This is a genomic window from Halorussus rarus (genome assembly GCF_003369835.1).
Taxonomy (GTDB): domain Archaea; phylum Halobacteriota; class Halobacteria; order Halobacteriales; family Haladaptataceae; genus Halorussus; species Halorussus rarus.
This window is the reverse complement of record NZ_QPMJ01000001.1, coordinates 997,230-1,018,665: the sequence shown is the minus strand read 5'-3', so window position 1 is coordinate 1,018,665 and position 21,436 is coordinate 997,230. Positions and strand designations below refer to the sequence as shown.

At 70.5% G+C, this 21,436-nt stretch carries 21 protein-coding genes; 11 read left to right on the top strand and 10 right to left on the bottom strand.

Annotation, left to right across the window (positions count from 1 at the left end; translation table 11 throughout):
• Positions 1 to 7: 7 nt before the first annotated feature.
• The 6 genes from DVR07_RS05110 to DVR07_RS05085 all read right to left on the bottom strand — a co-directional run bounded on the left by DVR07_RS05110 (position 8) and on the right by DVR07_RS05085 (position 7,344).
• Positions 8 to 1,444 carry a cryptochrome/photolyase family protein gene (locus DVR07_RS05110; RefSeq protein WP_115795675.1) on the bottom strand — a complete coding sequence of 479 codons (1,437 nt, stop codon included), beginning with the start codon at positions 1,442 to 1,444 and terminating at the stop codon, positions 8 to 10.
• Positions 1,445 to 1,539: 95 nt separating this feature from the next.
• Entirely contained in the window at positions 1,540 to 2,739 is a 1,200-nt protein-coding gene (locus tag DVR07_RS05105; RefSeq protein ID WP_115795674.1) for an NAD(P)/FAD-dependent oxidoreductase, read from the bottom strand.
• Positions 2,740 to 2,745: 6 nt separating this feature from the next.
• Positions 2,746 to 4,032, bottom strand: coding sequence for an ABC transporter substrate-binding protein (locus DVR07_RS05100; RefSeq protein ID WP_162829428.1), 1,287 nt, complete (start codon positions 4,030 to 4,032; stop codon positions 2,746 to 2,748).
• Between the two features lie 151 nt (positions 4,033 to 4,183).
• On the bottom strand, positions 4,184 to 5,395 hold the full coding sequence (locus DVR07_RS05095) for an alpha-hydroxy-acid oxidizing protein (RefSeq protein WP_115795672.1): 1,212 nt from the start codon (positions 5,393 to 5,395) through the stop codon (positions 4,184 to 4,186).
• Between the two features lie 85 nt (positions 5,396 to 5,480).
• The gene (locus DVR07_RS05090; RefSeq protein WP_115795671.1) at positions 5,481 to 6,611 is read right to left on the bottom strand and encodes a putative sulfate/molybdate transporter; all 1,131 of its coding nucleotides are present in this window, start codon (positions 6,609 to 6,611) and stop codon (positions 5,481 to 5,483) included.
• 97 nt (positions 6,612 to 6,708) lie between these two features.
• The gene (locus DVR07_RS05085; RefSeq protein ID WP_115795670.1) at positions 6,709 to 7,344 is read right to left on the bottom strand and encodes a S26 family signal peptidase; all 636 of its coding nucleotides are present in this window, start codon (positions 7,342 to 7,344) and stop codon (positions 6,709 to 6,711) included.
• Between the two features lie 188 nt (positions 7,345 to 7,532).
• On the opposite strand from DVR07_RS05085, the gene DVR07_RS05080 reads away from it, so the two are divergent.
• The 5 genes from DVR07_RS05080 to DVR07_RS05060 all read left to right on the top strand — a co-directional run bounded on the left by DVR07_RS05080 (position 7,533) and on the right by DVR07_RS05060 (position 10,944).
• Positions 7,533 to 8,537 (top strand): TIGR04024 family LLM class F420-dependent oxidoreductase, encoded by a 1,005-nt coding sequence (locus DVR07_RS05080; protein WP_115796308.1) that lies wholly within the window; start codon positions 7,533 to 7,535, stop codon positions 8,535 to 8,537.
• 122 nt (positions 8,538 to 8,659) lie between these two features.
• Positions 8,660 to 8,845, top strand: a complete 186-nt coding sequence (locus DVR07_RS05075; RefSeq protein ID WP_115795669.1) for an HVO_2922 family protein — start codon at positions 8,660 to 8,662, stop codon at positions 8,843 to 8,845.
• 99 nt (positions 8,846 to 8,944) lie between these two features.
• Positions 8,945 to 9,409: a VOC family protein gene (locus tag DVR07_RS05070; RefSeq protein ID WP_115796307.1), complete on the top strand. Its 465-nt coding sequence runs from the start codon at positions 8,945 to 8,947 to the stop codon at positions 9,407 to 9,409.
• Between the two features lie 230 nt (positions 9,410 to 9,639).
• The gene (locus DVR07_RS05065; protein WP_115795668.1) at positions 9,640 to 9,939 is read left to right on the top strand and encodes a hypothetical protein; all 300 of its coding nucleotides are present in this window, start codon (positions 9,640 to 9,642) and stop codon (positions 9,937 to 9,939) included.
• A 33-nt stretch (positions 9,940 to 9,972) separates the two neighbouring features.
• Positions 9,973 to 10,944, top strand: a complete 972-nt coding sequence (locus DVR07_RS05060) for a quinone oxidoreductase family protein (protein WP_115795667.1) — start codon at positions 9,973 to 9,975, stop codon at positions 10,942 to 10,944.
• Positions 10,945 to 10,947: 3 nt separating this feature from the next.
• Here the strand turns inward: DVR07_RS05060 and DVR07_RS05055 are convergent, their stop codons facing one another.
• Together DVR07_RS05055 and folP are read right to left on the bottom strand one after the other, a co-directional pair.
• A complete protein-coding gene (locus tag DVR07_RS05055; protein ID WP_115796306.1) occupies positions 10,948 to 11,640 on the bottom strand; it encodes a 6-hydroxymethylpterin diphosphokinase MptE-like protein in 693 nt (230 codons plus the stop codon).
• Between the two features lie 105 nt (positions 11,641 to 11,745).
• A complete protein-coding gene (gene folP / locus DVR07_RS05050; RefSeq protein ID WP_115795666.1) occupies positions 11,746 to 12,888 on the bottom strand; it encodes a dihydropteroate synthase in 1,143 nt (380 codons plus the stop codon).
• 361 nt (positions 12,889 to 13,249) lie between these two features.
• Here folP and DVR07_RS05045 point away from each other — a divergent pair, with 361 nt between their 5' ends.
• The 6 genes from DVR07_RS05045 to DVR07_RS05020 all read left to right on the top strand — a co-directional run bounded on the left by DVR07_RS05045 (position 13,250) and on the right by DVR07_RS05020 (position 18,676).
• Positions 13,250 to 15,394, top strand: coding sequence for an NERD domain-containing protein (locus DVR07_RS05045; protein ID WP_162829427.1), 2,145 nt, complete (start codon positions 13,250 to 13,252; stop codon positions 15,392 to 15,394).
• 195 nt (positions 15,395 to 15,589) lie between these two features.
• Positions 15,590 to 16,183 carry a hypothetical protein gene (locus DVR07_RS05040; RefSeq protein WP_115795664.1) on the top strand — a complete coding sequence of 198 codons (594 nt, stop codon included), beginning with the start codon at positions 15,590 to 15,592 and terminating at the stop codon, positions 16,181 to 16,183.
• Positions 16,180 to 16,905: an RNA methyltransferase gene (locus DVR07_RS05035; protein ID WP_115795663.1), complete on the top strand. Its 726-nt coding sequence runs from the start codon at positions 16,180 to 16,182 to the stop codon at positions 16,903 to 16,905. Before DVR07_RS05040 ends, DVR07_RS05035 begins: the two co-directional genes overlap by 4 nt.
• Before the next feature lie 209 nt (positions 16,906 to 17,114).
• Positions 17,115 to 17,936 carry a phosphatase PAP2 family protein gene (locus DVR07_RS05030; RefSeq protein ID WP_115795662.1) on the top strand — a complete coding sequence of 274 codons (822 nt, stop codon included), beginning with the start codon at positions 17,115 to 17,117 and terminating at the stop codon, positions 17,934 to 17,936.
• Between the two features lie 84 nt (positions 17,937 to 18,020).
• Positions 18,021 to 18,269, top strand: a complete 249-nt coding sequence (locus DVR07_RS05025) for a hypothetical protein (RefSeq protein ID WP_115795661.1) — start codon at positions 18,021 to 18,023, stop codon at positions 18,267 to 18,269.
• 158 nt (positions 18,270 to 18,427) lie between these two features.
• Complete coding sequence (locus DVR07_RS05020) at positions 18,428 to 18,676, top strand: DUF1345 domain-containing protein (RefSeq protein ID WP_115795660.1); 249 nt, start codon at positions 18,428 to 18,430, stop codon at positions 18,674 to 18,676.
• Here the strand turns inward: DVR07_RS05020 and DVR07_RS05015 are convergent.
• Positions 18,622 to 19,455: a formate/nitrite transporter family protein gene (locus DVR07_RS05015; RefSeq protein WP_115795659.1), complete on the bottom strand. Its 834-nt coding sequence runs from the start codon at positions 19,453 to 19,455 to the stop codon at positions 18,622 to 18,624. The genes DVR07_RS05020 and DVR07_RS05015 overlap by 55 nt on opposite strands.
• A 93-nt stretch (positions 19,456 to 19,548) precedes the next feature.
• Positions 19,549 to 21,426, bottom strand: a complete 1,878-nt coding sequence (gene gatE / locus DVR07_RS05010; protein WP_115795658.1) for a Glu-tRNA(Gln) amidotransferase subunit GatE — start codon at positions 21,424 to 21,426, stop codon at positions 19,549 to 19,551.
• Positions 21,427 to 21,436 lie beyond the last annotated feature (10 nt).

Genomic DNA, 21,436 nt, shown 5'->3' with positions numbered 1-21,436 from the left:
CGACTGGCTATTCGTCGCCGCGGGCGCGCTCGAACATCGCGATGGCCTCCTCGCGGCGCTCGGCGTGGTCGACTATCGGCGCGGGGTAGTCCGGTGCGATTCGATCGCGCTCGGCGGCGTCGAGTTCGTGCCAACTGTGGACCTGCTCGGGGCTCGCATCCCGGAGCTCGGGGACGTACTCCCGGACGAACTCGGCGTCGGGGTCGTACCGCTCGCCCTGCGTCATCGGGTTGAACACCCGGAAGTACGGCTGGGCGTCGGTCCCGGTCGAGGCGGCCCACTGCCAGCCGCCGGCGTCGTTCGCGGGATCGTGGTCCGCCAGCCTCTCGCGGAACCAGTCGTACCCCTCGCGCCAGTCGAGCAGGAGGTCCTTCGTGAGGAACGAGGCGACGACCATCCGGAGGCGGTTGTGCATCCACGCTTCTGCCCGGAGCTGGCGCATCGCGGCGTCCACGATGGGGTAGCCGGTCCGACCGTCTTTCCACGCCTGCAGGGCGGTCTCGTCCTCGCGCCACCCGATCTCGTTCTCGTACCCGCGGTAGTTCCGACTCACCACCTCGGGGCGGGCCGCGAGCACGTGGGCGTATAACTCCCGCCACGCGAGTTGCCGCTGATACTCTCGAACGGACGCAGCCTCGCTCGGCTCGCCGGCATCCCCGCCGTCGTCGTCGGGGTCGCCGTCCGCCCGCGCCATCGCCTCCTCGGTCGCCCGCCAGACCTCCCGAACCCCGACCGTGCCCCACTTGAGATGGACCGAGAGCCGCGAGGTGGCGTCCCTGGCGGGGTGGTCGCGGTCCTCGGCGTACCGGAAGACGGCTTCGTCGCAGAACGACCGGAGGCGCTCGCGGCCGGCAGCGGTTCCCGCCGCGGGAATCTCGGCCTCGGGGTCGTCGACCGCGAGGTCGGCGAGCGTCGGGAGTTCGGAGCGGTCGGGCGTCGCGACCCGTCCCTCGGCCGGAGGGTCGACCGGGGCGTCCTTCTCGCGGTCGCGCCACTTCTTCCAGAAGTAGCTGAACACCGAGTAGTGCTCGCCCGCGTTCGTCCGGATGCTGCCGGGCTCGTGGAGGAGTTCGTCGTGGTACGCCGCCCGCGGAATCCCGGCGTCGTCGAGCGCGAGTCGAACCTCGCCGTCCCGCTCGCGGGCCAGGCCGGAGTAGTCGCGGTTCCAGTAGACGGTTCCGGCGTCGCGCTCTGCCGCGATGCGTGGGAGTTCCTCGCGGGGGTCGCCCCGGGTCACGAGCAGGTCGCCGCCCAGTTCCCGATAGTCCGCGCGGAGCGACCGGAGGGCGTCGAGCAGGAACGCCACTCTGGGCGGTCCGGCGTGAGCGAGCACCTCCGGGTCCAGAACGAAGACAGGCAGTACGGCCGCGCCGTCCGATGCGGCCTCGGCCAGCGCGCGGTTGTCAGCGACCCGGAGGTCCCGGCGGTGCCAGTGGAGGTTCATACGGCGGCTACGGACCAGGGTTCCGTGAAACCCGGGCACGCGTCGGACCCGACCGTGCCGTCTCGAGGGAGGGGCTCGCGGCACGCTCCGGCCGCTCAGGCAAGGTCCTCCGGCAGGCCGTGTCCCGCCGGGTCGTCGTCGAACCGGTCGAGCGAGAAGAACGCCGCGTCCGCCATGTCGGTGTCGCCTCGGGTCAGGAGGTCGGTCAGCATCTTGCCGACCGCCGGACCGTGTTTGAACCCGTGGCCGGAGAACCCGCAAGCCAGATAACAGCCCTCGGGGCCAACCTGGTCGACGACGAAGTCGTGGTCCGGCGTCGTCGAGTAGACGCCGCAATACCGACCGGCGATCTCGGCGTCTCCCAGCCCCGGCAGGACTTCGTCAAGCGCGCCGACGAGGTCGAGCAGCGTCTCCTCGTCGGGTTTCCGGTCGTACGTGTCCGGGTCGACCTCGTCGCCGGTGTGGTGGGTCGCGACCAGAATCCCGCCGCCGAAGTCCGGCCGGACGTACCACTCGCCGCCGGGCAGCGCGGTCGTCGGCGTGAGGTCGGGATACGTCTCGGCGTACTCCTCGGGCGGGTCGAGGACGACGACCTGCTCGCGGGTGACGGTCACCGGCACCTCGACGCCGACCGTCTCGGCGAGTCGGGGCGTCCACGGACCGGCCGCCAGTACGGCGTCGTCACAGTCGACGCGCCCGTCGCTCGTCTCGACACCGGCGACTGCCCCGTCGGCCGCGGCGATCTCCTCGACTTCGACGCCGGTCACGACTGTCGCACCCTCGCGGGCCGCCGCTCGCGCGAAACCGTTCGCGGCGTCGGTGCCGTCGGAGTAGCTCGCGGCGTCGTCGCTGACCGCGAAGTCGTACTCGTCGAACCCCAGCATCGGATACTGCTCCTCGGCCTCCTCGCGGTCGTAGCGGCTGACGGGCACGTCGAGTGACGAGAGCACGTCGTAGCCCGCCTCGGCGTAGTCGCCGCTCGGTTCGCCTTCGACACCGAACCTGACGAGGGGGTTGTCCTCGTGCGCGATCACCTCGCCGGTCTCGGCCTCGAACCGCCGGTAGAACTGGTGGCTCCACCACGCCATCCGCGAGTACTGTTCCTGGGGACCGTAGTGGTGCCGGAGGATGGCCGACGAGTCGCCGGTCGACCCCGATGCGATTGCCCCCTTCTCGACGAGGGTCACGTCGCGGTCGGTTTCGGTCGCGAGGAAGTACGCGGCGCTCGTGCCGACGATGCCGCCGCCGACCACGACCACGTCGGACCGTCCGGGGAGGGTTGGGCCGGTGCTCATGCGGGTTCAGAGCTTCCCCTCGAAGAACGACCGGGGCACCGTCTCGAGCACCTCCGTCTCCCCCTGCCGGACCTGCATGATGGTGTACTGATTGAGCGGTTCGAGCGATTCGTTGAGGTCGACGGGGCTCGACGCGCCCTGGTAGTTGACGTCCCGGCCGTTCGCGAGCAGCTCTTTGGCTCTCTGGAACTCGCCGACCGTGACGACGTCGCCCTGCTGGCCGCCACCGTCGCCTCCGTCGGGGGTGGTCGCGGCAGTGGTTGTCGTCGGACTCGCTCCCTCCGCGGGTCGCGACACCGCGCGGATGTTCTCCGCGATGGCAGTGCCGGTGGCCTCGCCGGCGCGCTGGATGGCCAGTGCCTGGAGCACTACGGCGTCGTAGGCGTGGGGCGCGAACAGTGTGTTCTGCTGCCCGATCCGCTCCTCGAACTGCTGTCCGCCCCGGGTCCCCTCGGGGTCGGGCGAGGTGACGTAGAACCCGTCGGTGATGTCCGAGAGCTCCCGCCAGAACTCGGGGCTGTTGATGCCCTCCGAAGAGACCCACTCGCCCCCGTAGCCGCCGCGCTGCCACTGCTGGAGGATGGTCCGACCGTTACCGGGGTAGCCCACGAAGCCGACCGCGTCCGGGTCGTTCCGGAACACCGAATCCAGCGTCGAGGTGTAGTCGGTGGTCCGCTGGTCGTAGCCGACCATCCCGACCGTCTCGCCGTCGAAGGCGGCCCTCGCCTTCTCTGCCAGCCCCTCGCCGTAGGGGTTGTTGACGTAGAGGAACGCGACCCTGTCCGCGCCGATGTAGTCGGACTTGTTCAGGATCCGCCCCATCAGGATGCCCTGCTGGGCGTCGTTGGGCGCGGTCCGCCCGAAGTACTTGACCGACTCGTCCTGGTTGTAACCGATCTCGGCGAGCGACGGCGTGGTGCTGGCGTGGCTGACCTGCATGACCCGGTCGGCGGCGACGTTCTGGGCGAGCGGGACCGAGACGCCGCTGGAGGCGGCGCCGACGAACCCGATGATGTTCTGCTCGTTGACCAGCGAGTTGTACCGCTGGATGGCGCGCGATGGCTGAGTCTGACTATCGGTGTTGGTCATGTTGATCTGGCGGTCCAGCGGCCCGCCCGCGTCGTTGACGTCCTGTACCGCGAGGTTCACCGCTTCTTGCATTCCGCTCCCGTACGCACTCAGACTCCCGGTGATGGGGAGGATCGACCCCATCGGGATGGGGCCGCCCTGCCGTGCGCCCGCCGACGCCGACAGCCCGGTCATCCCGGCCACCCCCGCAACCGTCGCTTTCACGTAATTCCGCCGCGTCGTTCTCCAATTCCCTGACATCTCGGAGTGAGAAACGATAACGAGTGGCATAAATTGTTGTGTATGGTTTCCGACTCACCGGCGGAAAGTTCCGCCTCCGAGCGTTCGAACCCACCGCCACCCCCCTCGCCGGGCGTTACGTCCGGCCCCCGTCGGCCAGCACCGACTCGTCCAGTTCCGCGACCGAGTCCCGGCCCGACAGCGCCAGCGTCAGGTCGAGGTCCGCCAAGAAGTTCCGGACGACCTCCCGGACGCCGGCCTCGCCGTCGATGGCCAGCCCATACACGTAAGGGCGTCCGAGTAGCACGGCGTCCGCGCCGAGCGCGAGGGCCTTGACGGCGTCCGCCCCCCGGCGAATCCCGCTGTCGAACAGGACCGCGAAGTCATCGTCGTCGTCCAGCGCGCGCTCGTCTTCGACGGCCTCCACAACGTCCGGGAGTGCCTCGATGGCGGAGATTGCGCCGTCGACCTGCCGGCCGCCGTGGTTCGAGACGACGACGCCGTCGACCCCGCGCCGCACCGCCTCGCGGGCGTCCTCCGGGTGCAGGATGCCCTTCAGGACCACGGGCAGGTCCGTCTGCTCGACGACCGCGTCGACCGTCTCCCAGTCCATCGAGAGGTCGCCGAACTGCTCGATGAACTGCCAGAGGGCAGCCCGCTCGTCCTCCTCGGGCGGCGCGGAAAGCGTTTCGCGGAACGCCGGGTCCGAGAGGTAGTTCGCCACGCCCTCGCCGTCGAGGAACGGCAGGTAGGCGTTGGCCACGTCGCGCTCGCGCCACCCCATCGTCGGCGTGTCGAGCGTGATGACGATGGCCTCGTAGCCCGCGTCCTCGGCGCGCTCGACGAAGCTGGCGGTCACGTCGGGGTCCTTGCTCGGGTAGAGCTGGAACCACCCGGTCGCGTCGCCGAGTTCGGCCGCGACGTCCTCCATCGTGGCCGACGCCGCCGAACTGGAGACGAACGGGACGCCGACGTCCGCGGCGGCCCGCGCGCTGGCCAGCTCGCCGCCCTCGTGGATGATTGACTGGACGCCGACCGGCGCGAGGGCCACCGGCACCGGCAGCTCCTGCCCCAGCAGTTCGACCGAGAGGTCGCGCTCGGCAACGTCCCGCAGCATCCGCGGGACGATGCGCCACCGCCGGAACGCCTCGCGGTTCCGGTCGGCGGTGTCCTCGCCGCCCGCGCTCCCGACGACGTAGGCGTAGGCCTCCTCCGAGAGGGCGTCCATGGCCTCCTCGCGGAGGTCGTCGGGGTCGGTGGGGAGGTCGGGGCGCTGGTCGGCGAGCATCCCGCTGGCGTACACCTCGCGCTGGCGATTCGGGCCGAAGGGCTCGGAAGGCTCGTCCATGGTTCCTCGGAGGCGGTGTGGGGTGTTATAGCTTGGTCCGGGTCCGGCCGCGTCAGTCGTCGCGAACCACCGCGGCCGAGTGGTGTCATCGCCGCCGAGTGGTGTCGTCGCCGCCGAACCGCGCCACCACCGCCGACGCCGCGATGCCGGCGACGAACGCCAGTCCGACGTTCGTCGCGACGCCGAGCACGCCGACGCCCGCGGTCAGCGCCGGCGAGTCGGTGTCGAGGCTCGCCCGGCCGAGTTCGACGCTGACCAGCGCGAGCACGATACCGAGCGCCGCCATCGGGAACGCCGCGACGAGGTCGGCCGCGCCGAGCGCCGCCACGGCGTAGAGAACCCCGAGCACCAGGTTCGCGCCCGCGGTCCGCGCGCCGAAGGCGTGCTTGCCGGCGACGCCGCCGCTCCCGTGGCACATCGGGAGCGCGCCCAGCGGGACCGCCAGCAGGTTCATCGCCCCCATGCTCGTCGCGAGCTTGTCGGGCGAGACGTCGGCGTCGTAGAGGTCGCTCAGCAGCAGCGAGGTCGCGACCGCGGCGTTGCCGATCGTCATCGCGAGCTGCGCCCCCGCGGCGGCGAGCGCGTCGCCGGTCGGTGTGAAGTGGGTCGACAGGGGCGCGAATCCGACGGCCCCGACCGCCAGGTCCGGTACCGCGAACCCGGGCAGCCCCGTCTCGAACCCGGCGAGCAGGACGCCGAACGCGAGCACGACCAGCGCGCTGGCCCGCCGGAAGCCGAGCGCGACGACCGCGCCGCCGACCAGCGCGGCCGCGAGCGCCGTCGCCGGCGCGCCGGCGCCGAGTTCGAGACCGGTCCGGGCGAGGACGAGCGCGACCGCCAACTGGACCCCGCGGATGACGGCGGGGTCGATGCGGTCGGCGAGCGCACCCAGCGCGCCCGCGGCACCTAGTGCGAGCAGGACGCCGCCGGCCAGCGTCCCCGCGGCAGCGAGCTCCGGCACCGTCAGCGAACCGGCGATGACCAGCGCCGCGAGGGCCTTCATGGGCTCGACCGAGACCGGCGCGCCGTACCGCAGCCCCCAGACCGCCTGGAACGCGCCGAACCAGAGCAGCAGGACCGGTAGCCGGAGGTCGGTCAGGGTCGACACCGCGACCACGACCGGGAGCACCGTCACCGAGTCGCCGACGGCGCCGGTCACCTCGCTGGCGGAGAACTCGAGCCGCCGCCCCGCCGCGCTCACGACCGGGAGATCCATGTTCGGGGTTCGGTCGTAACCGACTTAGATTTACTCAGAAACCGGAATTCGCCTCGTGAGGGAAGATTGTAACTGGTATCGATTACGTGTGCGGTCCTCAGCGCAGCGCGAGACGGAGGTGGCCCAGGAACGGCACCCGCACCTCGGCGGTGGCCCGGATCCACGAGGGCCGGACCGGCCGGCTCCGGCCGACCGCCTGGTCGTAGTACGGGTTGGCGTCGCCCAGCGTCACGAACCCGGCGTTCGGGGCCGGGCAGCTCCGGACCTCTGCGCAGCTGTCGCCGGGCAGGTACTCCGGGTCGGCCTCGTCGTACCAGTTCTCCGAGTCGTTCACCCAGAACCGCGCCCGATGGATGATCGGCGTCTCGGACGTGCTCCCGTCCGGTCGATAGATGATTACGTCCCCGTAGTCCCCGAGTTTCCGATAGCCCGCCTCCTCGGCGTTCCGGTGGGTCACGACGCCGGTCCCGCCGGTCGCGGCGCCGGGCGCCAGCCGGCGTTCGTCCATCACGAACACCAGGTCGCCACGCTGCATGTGGGGTTCCATGCTCCCGCTCTCGACCGCGACCATCGGCGGCCAGACGCCGCTCGCGCCGAACACCACCAGGGCGAGCAGGCCGACGAGGAGGGCGCTCTGTGCGGTTTCGCGGAGGAGCGCGACCGCGGCGTGGTCGCTGTCCCGGAACCGGGCCAGCAGCTCGCGCACCCGCTCTGCCGGCGTGTCGTCGCTCATCGATTCGGAGGTCTCGGGGCGGTCCCGTTAATCTTCTGCAGAGTCCCGGGACGTGAGGCGGCGAGGCGCGTCTGAGGACGCCGGTACGACGGCGCGCCATCAATTCCAAACCGCGGTCTCGATGAACCCCGTTTCCGGTCCTCGGAGTTGGCACGGGAACTATGGTGGACGCCTGCGTGGTCTCGGCCATGACCGACCGAACCGTCCACCTGCCGGTCGCCGCCCGACCGAGCATCGACGACGTGGTCTCGCTCGCCCAACTGGCCGAGGAGAGGGGCTACCGCCGGGCGTGGCTCCCCGAGACGTGGGGTCGGGACGCCTCGACCGTCCTCGCGGCCATCGCCGAGCGCACCGACGACATCGGCATCGGCCCCTCGATCCTCAACGTCTACTCGCGGTCGCCCGCGCTCGTGGGCCAGACCGCCGCGACGCTTCAGGAGCTCTCGGGCGGCCGGATGCGCCTCGGCATCGGTCCGTCGGGTCCCGCCGTCATCGAGGGCTGGCACGGCCAGAGTTTCGACGAGCCCCTCCGGCGGACCCGCGAGTACGTCGACATCGTCCGGAAGGTGCTCTCTGGAGAGACCGTCAACTACGCGGGCGACATCTTCACCCTCGGGGGCTTTCGGCTGCGCTGTGACCCACCCGAGACTCCGGTGGCTGTCGACGCCGCCGGGATGGGCCCGAAGTCGGTCGAACTCGCCGGCCGGTTCGCCGACGGCTGGCACGCCCTGATGCTCACGCCCGACGGGGTGCGCGACCGGATGGAGGACCTCCGGCGGGGCGCCGAACTCGGCGACCGCGACCCCGACGACGTGCGGGTCACGCTCTCGATCACCTGCGCCGTCTCGGCGGACGGCGAGCGCGCCCGGAGCCTCGCGCGCCAGCACCTCGCGTTCTACGTCGGGGCGATGGGGACGTTCTACCGGAACGCCCTCTCCCGGCAGGGGTACGAGGAGACCGCCGAGACGGTCGCGTCGGCCTGGGGGAACGGCGACCGGGAGGCCGCGCTCGACGCCATCGACGACGACCTGCTCGAGGAGCTCGGCGCGGTCGGCACGCCCGAGGAGGCCCGCGACCAGTTGGACAAGTTCGAGGCCATCGACGGCGTCGACCGGGTCGCGGTGTCGTTCCCCCGCGGCGCCGAGCAGGACGAACTGGAGGCGACCCTCGACGCGCTCGCGCCGAATCGGTAATCGGTTCCCCTGTCGGGTACGACCGATAACCCGATTTAGAGCGGTCCGGACGCCTGGGGAGTAGTCGGGACCACTACCCACCGAAGCCTTTTATCGTGTGCTTGAGGAGATTTGTTCGCAACATGAGCAAATCGACATTCGAGCTGTACGAGGACCGGTCCGAACAGTGGCGCTGGCGACTCGTCCACGACAACGGCAACATCATTGCCGACTCCGGAGAGGGGTACGCGACCAAGCAGAAGGCCGAACAGGGTATCGAGAGCGTGAAGGCGAACGCGGCCGACGCCGACGTCGTCGTCGCCGACTGAGCCGGTGTCGCTCCGCGGCCGGTTCTCTGCCTACACGGGGCGACGCGGGGAAAACCTAACTCGGTCGCGACCGAGACGGGAAGCGTGACCGAACCCGAGATGCCCGACGTCCGCGTCGACCACGTCGGCGTCGCGGTCGAGTCGGTGGCCGACGCCGAACCGCTCCTCGAACTGCTCGGGGCCGAGAAGCTCGTCCACGAGGCGGACCCGACCGGGGCGTTCCGGTGGGCGTACTACCTGCTCGGCGACGCCTCCCGGGTCGAACTGATAGAGCCCGTGGACGGCGAGCAATCGTTCCTCACCGACTTCCTCGCCGAGAACGGCCCGGGGATGCACCACGTCACCCTGGAGGTCGGTGACATGGACGCCGCGGTCGCGGCGCTCGAAGCCGACGGGGTGCGGGTGGTCGACCGGACCGACTACGATGCGTGGGCCGAGGCGTTCGTCTCGCCCCGCAATCCGACGGGCGTCCTGTTCCAGCTGATGGAGTACCGCGAGCCCTTCGAGGCCGGCCGGCCCGACCCCGGCCGGCTCTACATCGGCGGAAAGAAGCTCTCGGAGTAGCGATTCCGGGCCGCCCGTCGTCCGTCGCGCTTGATGCCGTACGGGGGCTACGACCGGCATGGTTCCGCTGGGCCACGTGGAGATGGCCCTCTATTCGCGGCACCGCTCGCGCTCCTGCTCGACCGCGAGCGCCGGTACCCGTCGGTCCTGGTGCTGGCGCTGGCCACCGCGCTCCTGCCGGACCTAGACGGCAAGATCTCCTTCTCGCACCACCACGGCGGGTCCACACCGTGCTGTTCGCGCTCGGGGACCGCCTCGCGTTCGGACTCGCCCTCGCGTTCGTCTCGGCGACTCTCCTGTGGTTCGCCAGCCAGGTCGACAACGTGCCTGCGTTCCGGCCGCGGGCGGCGTTCGCGCTCGGGTTCGGCGGCGCGCTCGCCGGTCTCGCCAGCCACCTGTTCGCCGACCTCCTGATGATTCCGATCGCGGACAACCCGGTCGAACCGCTCGCGGTAGCCACCGTGGAGGCGCGGTGCCCTGCGAGGGCCGAGCAGGGAGCGCGCGAACCGGAAAAACGAACCACTCCATGAAAGTTTATCGGCGTCCGGGCCGAAGCCGAGGCCATGCGACAGGTCGAAGTCACCGAGTTCGGCGGCAGCGAGGCACTGAATGTGACCGACGTCGAGGCCTCGGAACCGGGCCCGGGCCAGGTCCGCATCGCGGTCGAGGCCGCGGGCGTCAACTTCGCGGACATCATGCAGCGCCGGGGCCACTACGTCGGCGGGCCGGAGCCGACCTACGTCCCCGGGATGGAGGCCGCGGGCACGGTCGACGCCGTCGGCGACGGGGTCGACTACGAAGAGGGCGACCGGGTCGTCGCCATGACCGGCCGGGGCGGGTACGCCGACTACGCGCTCGCCGACGCCGACTCGCTGTTCGAGGTGCCCGAGCCGATGTCGTTCGCCGAGGCCGCCGGCTTCCCGGTCCAGTTCATGACCGCCCACTCGGTGCTCCACGAGTGGGGCGAACTGGAAGAGGGCGAGCGCGTGCTCGTCCACGCCGCCGCTGGCGGGGTCGGCACCGCCGCGGTCCAGCTCGCCAGCGCGGCGGGCGCGGAGGTGTTCGGCACGGCCAGCACCGACGAGAAGCTCGAACTGGCCGAGCGGCTCGGCTGCGACCACCCCATCAACTACGAGGAGTCCGACTTCCGGGACGTGATCGACGAGAAGACCGACGGCGAGGGCGTCGACCTCGTCCTCGACGGCGTGGGCGGCGAGACGTTCTCGCGGAGCCTCGACGCGCTCGCGCACTTCGGTCGCGTCGTGACCTACGGTGCGGCCAGCGGGGAACCCGGCGAGGTCGAGACGACCCGGCTCCTCTTCGAGAACAAGTCCGTGGTCGGCTACCACCTCGGCAACGCGCTCCAGCGCGACCCCCAGCGCATCCTGAAGGCGGTGCCCGAACTCCAGCAGCTGCTGGCGTCGGGCGACCTGGAGGTCGTGGTCGGCGAGCGGTTCCCGCTCGAAGAGGCGGCGGCGGCCCACGAGGCCATCGAGAACCGCGAGACCGTCGGGAAGGTCGTGCTGGAACCCTGAGGATCAGTCCGGAAACTCGCCCGTGTCGATTCCCTCTCGCCGCCCGTCCAGCACGGCGAACTCCTCGCCGCGGCGCAGCTCCAGCCAGCGGAGCAGGCGCTCGGCCCACCGGAGCTTCTTCGCCTTCGTCTCGTCTACGTCGGGGTCGTCGAGGTCCCAGCCGACGAAGACGAGTCGGTCGGCGCCGAGGCGGTCGGCGAGGAACGCCGCCCGGTCGCCGTCGGTGAACCCGCCGAAGTTCCGGACGGGCCCGACCGGCCTGGCCTGCGTGGTCGCCAGGACGTTGTCGGCGTCGAACCGGGGCACCCACTCGCGGACCGCCGGGACGTTGTCGCCGTGGGCGTGGGCCGCCACCGGGGTCCCTTCTCGGGTCAACTCTCGGGCGGTCTCGGGGTTCTTGTCGAGGTCGGTGACCATGCAGTCGACCGCGACGCCCGCGTCTCGGAGGTCGTCGGCCGCGGTCGAGGCCGCGAACACGGCGTCGGCCTCGCGGGCGCGGTCGAGTTCGGCCGGGTCGGTCAGCGAGGGGCCGGCGCCCGCCACGGCGACCGTCCGGCCGGTCGCGTCGAGGCGGTCGAGGTCGAACGGCCGGGCCAGGTCGGCCAGCGCGTCGCGGGCGCGCTCGTCGGCCGAGCGGTCGAAGCCGAAGTCGGCGAGTATCAGCTCGTAGACGGGTCTCCAGGTCTGGTAGCGCATCATAAGAACCGTCGAGCCGGAAGTTCGCTGGCAAGTACCCCTACCCGCGAGCGCCCTTCCGGCTTCCCGAGCGGTGGTTCTGGCTCCCCCGGCATAAGTTTTCTCTTAGCGTTTCGGCTCGCCGACGCTTTCGAGCGCCCTCTGGAGTCGCTCCGAAGGCTCGACGACGAGGGTCCGGAGTCGGTCGAGGACCGCCGGCGACCCCGCGAGCAGCAGGCCCGACTCGCCGGGCGCGGCGACCGCCCCGGAGTCGGCCGCGGCCGCGACGAGGCGGTCGCGTTCGTTCGCCGAGAGCCCCGAGAGCTCGAAGACCCGCGCCGACATCTCCTCGGCCCGGTTCCGGTCTGCCCCGAGGCGGTCGAGATGTCGGGCGGCCTCGTCGGCGGTGGTGGCGTCGAGTTCCTCGACGTCGACCCCGTCGGCATCTTCGGTCACTCTCTCGCGGGCGAACGCCGCACCTATCTTCGCGGCGTCGGCGGTCTCGGCCACGTCGTGGGTCCGGACGACGTGGGCGCCGCGCTCGACCGCCATCGACGTCGCGGCCAGCGACACCGGCAGGGCCTCCTCGGTGGACCGGCCGGCGAGGTCCCGGAGGAAGTTCTTCCGATTGATCGAGACCAAGATGGGCCGGCCGAGCCCGCGGAACTCCCGGAGGCGCCGGAACGTCTCGCGGTCGTCCTCCAGGGTCTTCGCCTCGGACCACCCGCCGAACGCCGGGTCGACGACGGTCTTGTCGGTCAGCCCCTCGCGCTGCAGAGCGTCGTAGATGTCGTCGGGCTTCTCGACGGCCCCGGGGCGTTCGAGGTCGGGCGGACTCGCCATCTTGACCACGGCGGCGTCGTGCTCCCGGCAGACGTCGGGCATCGCGGGGTCGGCGAACCCGCAGATGTCGTTGACCATGTCGAACCCCCGGGAGAGCGCCTCGTCGGCCACCTCGGCGTACCGGGTCTCGATGGAGAAGACGGCGTCGCCCGACACGCTCTCGATGGCCTCGACCGCGGTGTCGAGCCGGTCGAGTTCCTGCTCAGCCGACAGCACCTCGAAGCGCTTGTTGGCGGACTCGAGGCCGACGTCCACGATGTCGGCGCCCTCGCCGACGAGCTCCTCGTCGACGTACGCGGCCGCCTCGCCCGGGTCGTCGTAGACGCTCGGGTCGTAGGGCGATTCCTCGCTGACGTTGAGGACGCCCATGATCCGCGGCGGGTAGTCGTCGCCGATGCCCAGCCCCGCGGCGGTGACGTTCTGCATGTCGGGACGGCGGTGCGCGAGGGGTAAAAAGGAGGTCGTTTCGGCAGCGATTACAGGGACTCGCCCTCGGATGCGCTCGGGGTACCGTTCTCCGTTTGGGTGGACGGAAGGGGCCGGCCGCTCGCGTTTACGTGGTCGCCTCAGCGACCCCTATCCGAGGCGAGCGCAGCGAGCCGAGGATATGTCGCTGAGAGACCGCGAGCGGCCGGGGGCTTTCTACATCACCTTCCCTCTGGCTAGGGACATTTCAGCAGCCCATCCTCCAAAGTCAGCCAAACTACTATCCTACAAACTTCTCCTCCGAAAACCACCCGCCGGCGCAAACCTAACGTTTAAATCCTGCTTCCACAGGGGATGTGACATGAACTTCGTCTCGTCGGGCCATCAGGCCGACCACTCCGGAGCCGACGCCGAGCGGGCGGTCTGGAACCGGCTCAAGTCGGCGTTCGGACCGGACGACGTCGGCGTCGCCTACCACCGCTATCCCATCGTCGACCGGACCGCCGGGGAGTACGACCGGGAGATGGACTTCCTGCTCTTCCTCCGGGACGCCGGCGCGGTGGTCGTCGAGTGCAAGGGCTACCAGATCGACCACATCCGGGCCATCGAGGGCGACAAGTGGCTGCTGCGGGGGACCTCCCAGTCGAGCGCCGCGCCGTACTCCCAGGCCCGCGACCAGGGGTTCAAGCTGCTCTCGCACTTCACGAAGGAGCCCGAACTGATGGACGAGCGCCACAACCACAAGGTGTCGATGAACCCCGTCGTCGCGCTCCCCAACATCAGTCGGGAGGAGTGGGAGGCTCGCGGGTTCCACGAGGGGCCGGCCGCGCCGCCGGTGCTGACCGCCGACGACCTCACGCCGAGCGCGCTCCGCCGGCGCGTCCGGTCGCTGCCCGGCGAGGGGCTGACCGCCGACGAGTACGAGGCGGCCAGGGCGGTGCTGAGCGGCGGCCAGCCGATTAGCGGCGAGCGCAGCCCGAACCTCGAGGACGGGGCGACCAAGGCCGGCCTGTACGAGCGCGTCCGGAAGGGGCTGAACAGGCTCGACGAGAAACAGGAGGAGGTCGGCCTCCAGATTCCCGAGGGGCCCCAGCAGGTCCGAGGCATCGCCGGGTCGGGCAAGACCGTGCTGATGGCCAAGAAGGCCGCACGGATGCACGCCGCCCACCCCGAGTGGGACGTCGCGCTCACGTTCCAGACCCGGAGCCTCTACGACACCATCACCGAGAAGGTCCGGCGCTACTACGCCTTCTTCACCTCCGAGGACGCCGAGCCAGACTGGGACAAGTTCCACGTCCTCCACGGCTGGGGCGGCAAGGAGCGCCAGGGCCTCTACTACCGCATCGCCCAGGAGGCGGGCGTCACGCCCCGGACCTACGGCGACGCGAGGGAGGCGTTCGACGAGGAGGACGGCAACCTGCTCCACTCGTGCTGCCTGGAGGTGCTGGAGGAGGGCACCGTCCAGGAGTCCTACGACGCGATTCTCATCGACGAGGCCCAGGACTTCGACCCCGGGTTCTACAAGCTCTGCCGGGCCGCGCTCCGCCCGCCGAAGCGGCTGATCTGGGCGTACGACGAGGCCCAGAACCTCCAGACGCTGACCGCGCCGAGCCCGACGAACGTCTTCGGGACCGACGAGGCCGGCGAGCCGGTGGTCGACCTCCGGGGCACCTACGAGGGCGGCGTCCAGAAGAGCCAGGTCATGCGGCGGGCCTACCGGACCCCGCGGTCTGTGCTGATGCTCGCCCACGCGCTCGGGATGGGGCTCGTCAGGGACGGCGGCGCGGTCCAGGCCATCACGACCCAGGACGGCTGGGAGTCCATCGGCTACGAGGTCGAGTCGGGCGACTTCCGGAAGTTCGGCGACCCGGTGGAACTGACCCGGCCGGCCGAGCACTCGCCGCATCCGCTCGCCGACGAGACGGCCGCGACGCCGTTCGCGGCGTTCCAGTCGTTCGCCGACAAGGGCGAGGAGGTCGAGTGGGTGGCCGACCGAGTCGCGGACGATATCGCCGACCACGGACTCGCGCCCGAGCGGATACTGGTCGTCCCGCTCGGCGAGTACTGGTCTTCCAAGGAGACCGGCGAGCGGCTCGCCGACGAACTCGAATCGCGGGGGGTGACCCCCAACCTGGTCTGGGAGGGGAGCAAGGACGTGTTCGCCGAGGACGGCGCGGTCACCGTCTCGCGGGTCAACCGCGCGAAGGGAAACCAGGCCGCGATGGTGTACGTCGTCGGCGTCGAGCACGTCGAGGACGACGCCCGGCGGGCCGACCTGGTCCAGCGCCGCAACGAGGCGTTCGTCGCGCTCACCCGGACCGAGGCGTGGTGCACCGTCACCGGGACCGGCGACGACGAGCCCATCTTCCACGAGATCGAGGACATCAACCGCCAGGTGTCGTGGTTCGACCCGGCGCTGACATTCCCCGCGCCCCACCCCGACGACCTCGAGCGCGAGATGGACGACGGCTCGCGGGCCACGACCATCGACCGGTTCGTCGGCTGAGGGGCGACCCGCTCGCAGCACGACCCAGCGACCGCAGATAGCCGATTGCAGATAGCCGACTGCAGACCACCGTCCGACGACCGCAGTTCGCCGACCGCACCCAGTCGTTCGGCGCGACCGGCAGCCGAATCACGGGTCGGCCGCCCCGCGGGCAAACGGGCTCTTTTTCACGCCCGAACGCCAACCCACGCGCAAATGGGCAAGGTCAGCATCGGGCTTCGCGGCTGGCGGTTCGACGAGGACGAGGTGTTCACCGAGGACGGGGAGTTCCGACCGATGGACGAGATCCCGAAGGACCCCCGCAAGCGGCTCATCAGGCTCCAGGCGCTGGTCAACGCGCCCTGCGACGCGTGCTGGCTCATCCACGGCGACGAGGCGGTCCACGAGTGCAACGTCGCACAGGTCGTCTACGGCGAGGCGCTCGGCGAGGTCGTGCTCTGCGACGAGCACGAGCCGGACTTCCTCTACTGGTTCGCCGAGGCGGGCGGCGACCGGTTCAAGGGCCAGCAGGAGCTACAGGACGAGTTCCACGAGTGGTTCGCCGACGGCGGGCGCGCCCCCGAGGGGTACGGCGGCGTCGAGCACGTCGACACCGACCCCGAGGACGTGCCCGAACCGCCCGAGGTCGACCAGGAGGAGCTCAACGTCGAGCTCCCCGAGGAGGAGCGCGAGCGCATCGACCTCCGGAACATGGACGTGGACGGCGAGGACGACGAGTCGGACGTCGAATCCGTCGACGAGGACGACGTGGACGACCTCGACCTCGGGCGGGACTACCCCTCCTCATGAATCCGCCCGCCGTCGCCGTCGTCGAGCCGAAGACCCCCGGCAACGTCGGGACCATCGCCCGGGCGATGAAGAACTTCGGGATGGACGACCTCAAGCTGGTGGACCCGCCCGAGCTCCACCGGGACAGCGAGGCCTACGGCTTCGCCGGCCAGGCCCGCGAGGACGTGCTGCCCGAGGCCGACGAGGTGACGTTCGACCACCTCGTGGAGAACTACCACACCGTGGGGCTGACCGCGCGCACCAACGAGGACGCCCGCAAGCACCGCCGGTTCCCGTTCGTGACGCCCGACGAACTGGCCGACGACCTCCGGGACGTCGAGGCCGACACCTGCCTGATATTCGGCCGGGAGGACAACGGCCTGACCAACGACGAGATGGCGCGGGTCGACCGGGTGTGCTCGATTCCGGCCAGCGCCGACTACTCGTCGCTCAACCTCGGCCAGGCCGCGACCGTCACCCTCTACGAGCTTCGGGACCTCACCCTCGAAGAGACCCAGCTCCCGGACGTCGAGCGCCAGCGGGCCGACGAGGCCGAGATCGAGGGGTTCTACGACCACTTCGGCGAGTTCCTCGCCGCGGTCGACCACCCCGAGGAGAAGCGGGACAAGACGCTCCGGCTGGTCCGGCGGCTCCTCGGCCGCGCCCATCCGACCGGCCGGGAGGTCCGGACCCTGCGCGGGGTGCTCCGCCGGGCCATCTACCACGCCGAGGACGGCGACTGAGCCCGCACTCGGCATCCGTCGGCGGGCGACACCGGGGCCGGCTGCCCCGAACCGGCCGCGGTCGCCCGAACGGTTTTCCGGCTCGCCCGCCAACGTGCGAGACGGTAGTGGGGGTTCCTTCAATGCTACAGGTTCTTAGAGTGCAGTTCGCACGGCGGCGGACAGATAGTCAAATCTTTTATCAGATAGGAGCGTAGCTACTCGATACTATGTTTGCCTCCCTCCCGCTCGGTACCCAGTTCACCCTCCTCGTCGCGGTCCCGAGCGTCGCGGCCATGCTCGTCGGCAAGCGGCTCTTCCTCCCGGACGAGCGGTTCCGCACGCTCCTGGTCGACTTCCTGAAGACCGACTGGAAGTACCTCGGGGTCGCGTGGATCGTCACCGAGATCGTGAACACGCTGGCGATGCACTTCCACGTCGCCCGGACGTTCACCGGCGCCATCTACGCCGTCGAGGGCGCGACCGTCGCGGCGTTCCAGGCAGTCACGGCCACGCCGCTGACCGTGCTGGCGACCGGCGTCTACCTCGTCGGCTTCCCGTTCGTCGTGCTGTTCACGTACTTCAAGCTGAAGGCCCACGACGAGGAGGAGGCCCACCGCTACGCGCTGGCGTACATCATCGTCGTCGTGACGGCGGTGCCGTTCTTCCTGCTGTTCCCGGTGAAGGTGTCGTCGCTGTACCTCTCGACGGTCGAGCCGCTGATGTACGAGCTCAGTCCGGCCATCCAGTACGGCATCTTCTCGACCGACACGCTCGTGAAGGCGTTCCCGAGCCTCCACACCGGCCTGTCGGTGCTGGCGGCGCTGTACGCCCAGAAGGCCGACACGCGGTACGCCTACACCGCCGGGGTGCTGGCGGTCGCCATCGTCCTCTCGACGCTGTACCTCGGCGTCCACTGGGTGACCGACGCCGCGTTCGCGGTCCTGCTCGTGTGGGTCGCCTACAGGCTCTCGCGCCGGGTCAGCGACCCCCGGTGGTCGGTCGTCACGCGGGAGGTCGTCTCGGGCGTCCGGCGGCGCACGCCGCTGTAGGCGGCCGCGGACGCGTATCGTCTGTTCGCGGCGGCGCCGATACGTTTAGTCCGCTCGGGGCGGTATCCCGACCGTACCGCTCCGATGCTCACGACCGCTGCACGGTACGCGAGCCGCCCGCTCGACCGGGTCCCGACGCCGCTGGCAGTCGCGTGCTTCGTCGGGGTCTACCTCCTGCGACCCGACCTCGTGACCGAGACCCGGATACTCCTGGCGTGGAACGGGTACGCGGCGGCCTGGCTGGCGTTCTCCTGGCTTCTGGTGGTTCGACAGACCCCGGAGGAGACGAGCGGCTGGGCCCGGACCGAGGCGGCTGGCTCGCTGCTGGGATAGTTGCGGCCGGGACGCGCGGTCGACTTCACGCTCGTCGTGTTCATCAGCTTCGCCGGCCTCGCGTTCGCGTTCGTCCTGTTCACGCTCGAGACCGGGTCCGGAACGCCGCGGGACACCGCCAAACTGCTCGCCAGCGCGACCGGGGTCTGTTCGCGTGGATGGCGCTCCACACCGCGTTCGCGCTCCACTACGCCGCCGAGTACTACCGGACGGCCGACGACGGACTCGCCCTCCCCGGCACGGACCGACCGGGCCAGTCGGACTTCGCGTACTTCGCGTTCGTCCTCGGAACCAGTCGCGGCGTCCGACCGACGTTCGTCCGGAATCGTAACCACGCGGGGGTCCCGACTCACTACTCCCCGGCGGCCGTGTCGGTCTCCTCGCCCGAGAACGCGGCGTGGCCGTAGTTGAGCAGGCCGACGAACACCGACCCGCCCACGACGTTGCCGAGGGTGGTCCACCCGAGGAAGTGGGCGTACTCGGCGAGCGTGACGCCGGTTCCGAGGAACAGCGCCGAGAGCACCTCCGTCGTTCCCAGGAGCGAGTGGTGAAACGGACCGAAGCCGATGCCCGCCGTGACGACGACGGTGAGCAACACCCGGCTGACCGTGTCCCGACTCGCGGCCACGAGCCACGTGACGAGACCCATCAACCACCCGGCGACGACGCCGCTCAGCAGGATCACCCACCACGAAAGCGGCACGAGCGCACGCGCCAGTGAACCGAACGCCCGGGCGTCGACGATGTCCATCGGCGGTCCGACGAGCGCTATCAGGCCGGCGAACGCGGCACAGCCGAGCAAGTTCGACGCGTAGACGACGGCCCAGAGTCGTGCGAGGTCGACCACCGAGGCTCGGCCGTCGAGGACGGGGAGGACGGCCATCGTCGTGTGGGCGGTGAACAACTCGGTCTGGCCGAGGATCACGAACAGGAAGCCGATGGAGGAGACGCTGGCCAGCGTGACCTGCTGGGTCAGCATCGACTCGAACCCCCCCGAGAACGTCAGCGCCATCCCCATGAACAGCGCGCCGAAGCTCACGGTCAAGCCGGCCGACAGCCCCGACAGAAAGAGCCCACCTCGGGGTCGTCGCATCTCCTTGAGCGCGTTCTGTATCTCCCGTTCCAGGATGTTTCCGTACGATAGCGTCGCACCCGACGGGGACACGCCCTCGTCCGAATCAGTCATGGTCGGGAGGCGCTTCCGATCACGTATCGTCTCGGCGTGACGAGACCGACCCTGAAAGAGGTTCTGCCCCCGTCACAGTCTTCGGCTCCGTTCTCAGGCCCGCTTCTGGATCTCCTCGCGCAGGAGCTGACTCACCTGGTCGCCGTCGGCGCTCCCGCCGAGCGCGCCCATCGCCTCGCCCATCAGGGCCGAGAACGCCTGCATCCCCTGCTCCTCGACCTGGCCCTGGTTGCGCTCGACCACGTCGACGATGGCCTCGCGGACCTCGTCCTCGTCGGCGCTGCCCAGGCCCTCCCGCTCGACCGCCTCCGCGGCGGTGAGGTCGGGGCTCTCGGCGAGCGCAGTCAGCGCCTCGCCGACGTTCCCCTTCGCGGTCTCGCCCGCGGCGACCAGTTCGAGCGTCTCGAGGAAGTGGTCCTCCTCCAGGTTCTCGACCGGCACGCCGTCGCGCCGGAGCTCGGTCACAGTGCTCTCGACGGTCTGGGCCGCGAGCGTCGGGTCCGAGCCCAACTCCTCGACCGCGCGCTCGAACAGCGGCATGCGTTCGCCGTACGCGACCTGCTCGGCCAGCCCCGCGTCGAGGCCGTACTCGTCCCGGTAGCGCTCGACCTTCTCGGTGAGGAGTTCGGGGGTTTCGACCTCGCTGGCGTCCGGCTCGACCGGGGGCACGTCGGTCTCGGGGTACATCCGGGCCGCGCCGGGCAGCGGCCGGAGGTACCGGGTCGTGCCGTCCTCGTTGGCGCCGCGGGTCTCCTCGGGCACGCCCTCCAGCGCGGTCGCGGCCCGCTCGGCCGCCGCCTCGATGGCGAGGTCGGCGGTCTCGGGGTCGGCCGCGACGATGGCGACCGCGTCGTCGTCGCCCGCGCCGACCGCGTCCCGGAGCGCCGCGACCTCCTCGTCGGTCACGCCGTAGGCCGGGAGCTCGTCGGTGTGGAAGATGCCGCCCGCGCCGTGGCGCTTGGCGTGGTCCGACAGCTCGGTGCCCAGGCGGCGGTCGGGCTGGAGCTCGGCGCCTACGACGCCGTCGAAGTCGTAGAGCGGGACCGCGGTGACCTTGCCGCCGGACTCGATGGCCGACTCGATGACGCCCGACTCGGTGTCCGCGAACACGTCGGTCACGTCCGCGACGTCGCCCACCGAGGCGTCGCGTTCGCGGAGCTCGTCGCGGAGCTCGAGCAGGCGGACCTGGCGGTGGACCTCGTTCTCGACGAGGTCGTCGATGTCGTCGAGGCTCTGGACGCCCTTGACCTCGACCCGGGCGCCCTCGGCGATGGAGATGTTGACGTCCTGGCGGATGGTGCCCAGCCCGCGCTTGACCTTGCCGGTCGAGCGCAGCAGCATCCCGATGGTCTCGGCGGCCTCGCGGGCCTGCGCGGGCGACCGGATGTCGGGGTCGGTGCCGATCTCCACGAGCGGGATGCCGAGCCGGTCGAGGCTGTACCGGACGCCCTCGTCGGTCTCCGCGACGCGCTGAGCGCTCTCCTCCTCCAGCAGCAGGTCCTCGACGCCGACCGGGCCCTCGCTGGTCTCGATCTCGCCGTCGGTCGCCATCAGGGTCGAGCGCTGGAAGCCGGAGGTGTTCGACCCGTCGACCACGATCTTGCGCATGACGTGGGCCTGGTCGACCGGCTCCATGTCGAGCAGCTGGGCGATCTCCAGGACGACCTCCTGGGCCTCGTCGTCGAGCCGGTGGGGCGGCTCGTCGTCGGCCTCGACCAGACAGGTCGAGTCGTAGGCCAGGTACTCGAACTCCCGGTCGACCCGGCTCTCCTCGACGGCGGCCTGGTCGAGCTCGCCGAGTTCGCTCTTGGTCGGGTGGAGGAACCGGGTGAACCGGCGGGTCGACTCCTCGGGCTCGCGGAGTTCGGTCGGGCACTCGCAGAACAGCTTGGTCTCGGTGTCGAGCTGCTGGTGGATCTCCAGTCCAGCGACGAGGCCGAGCTCCTCGTAGTCGTGGTCGTAGTCGGTCATTACCCGCCAC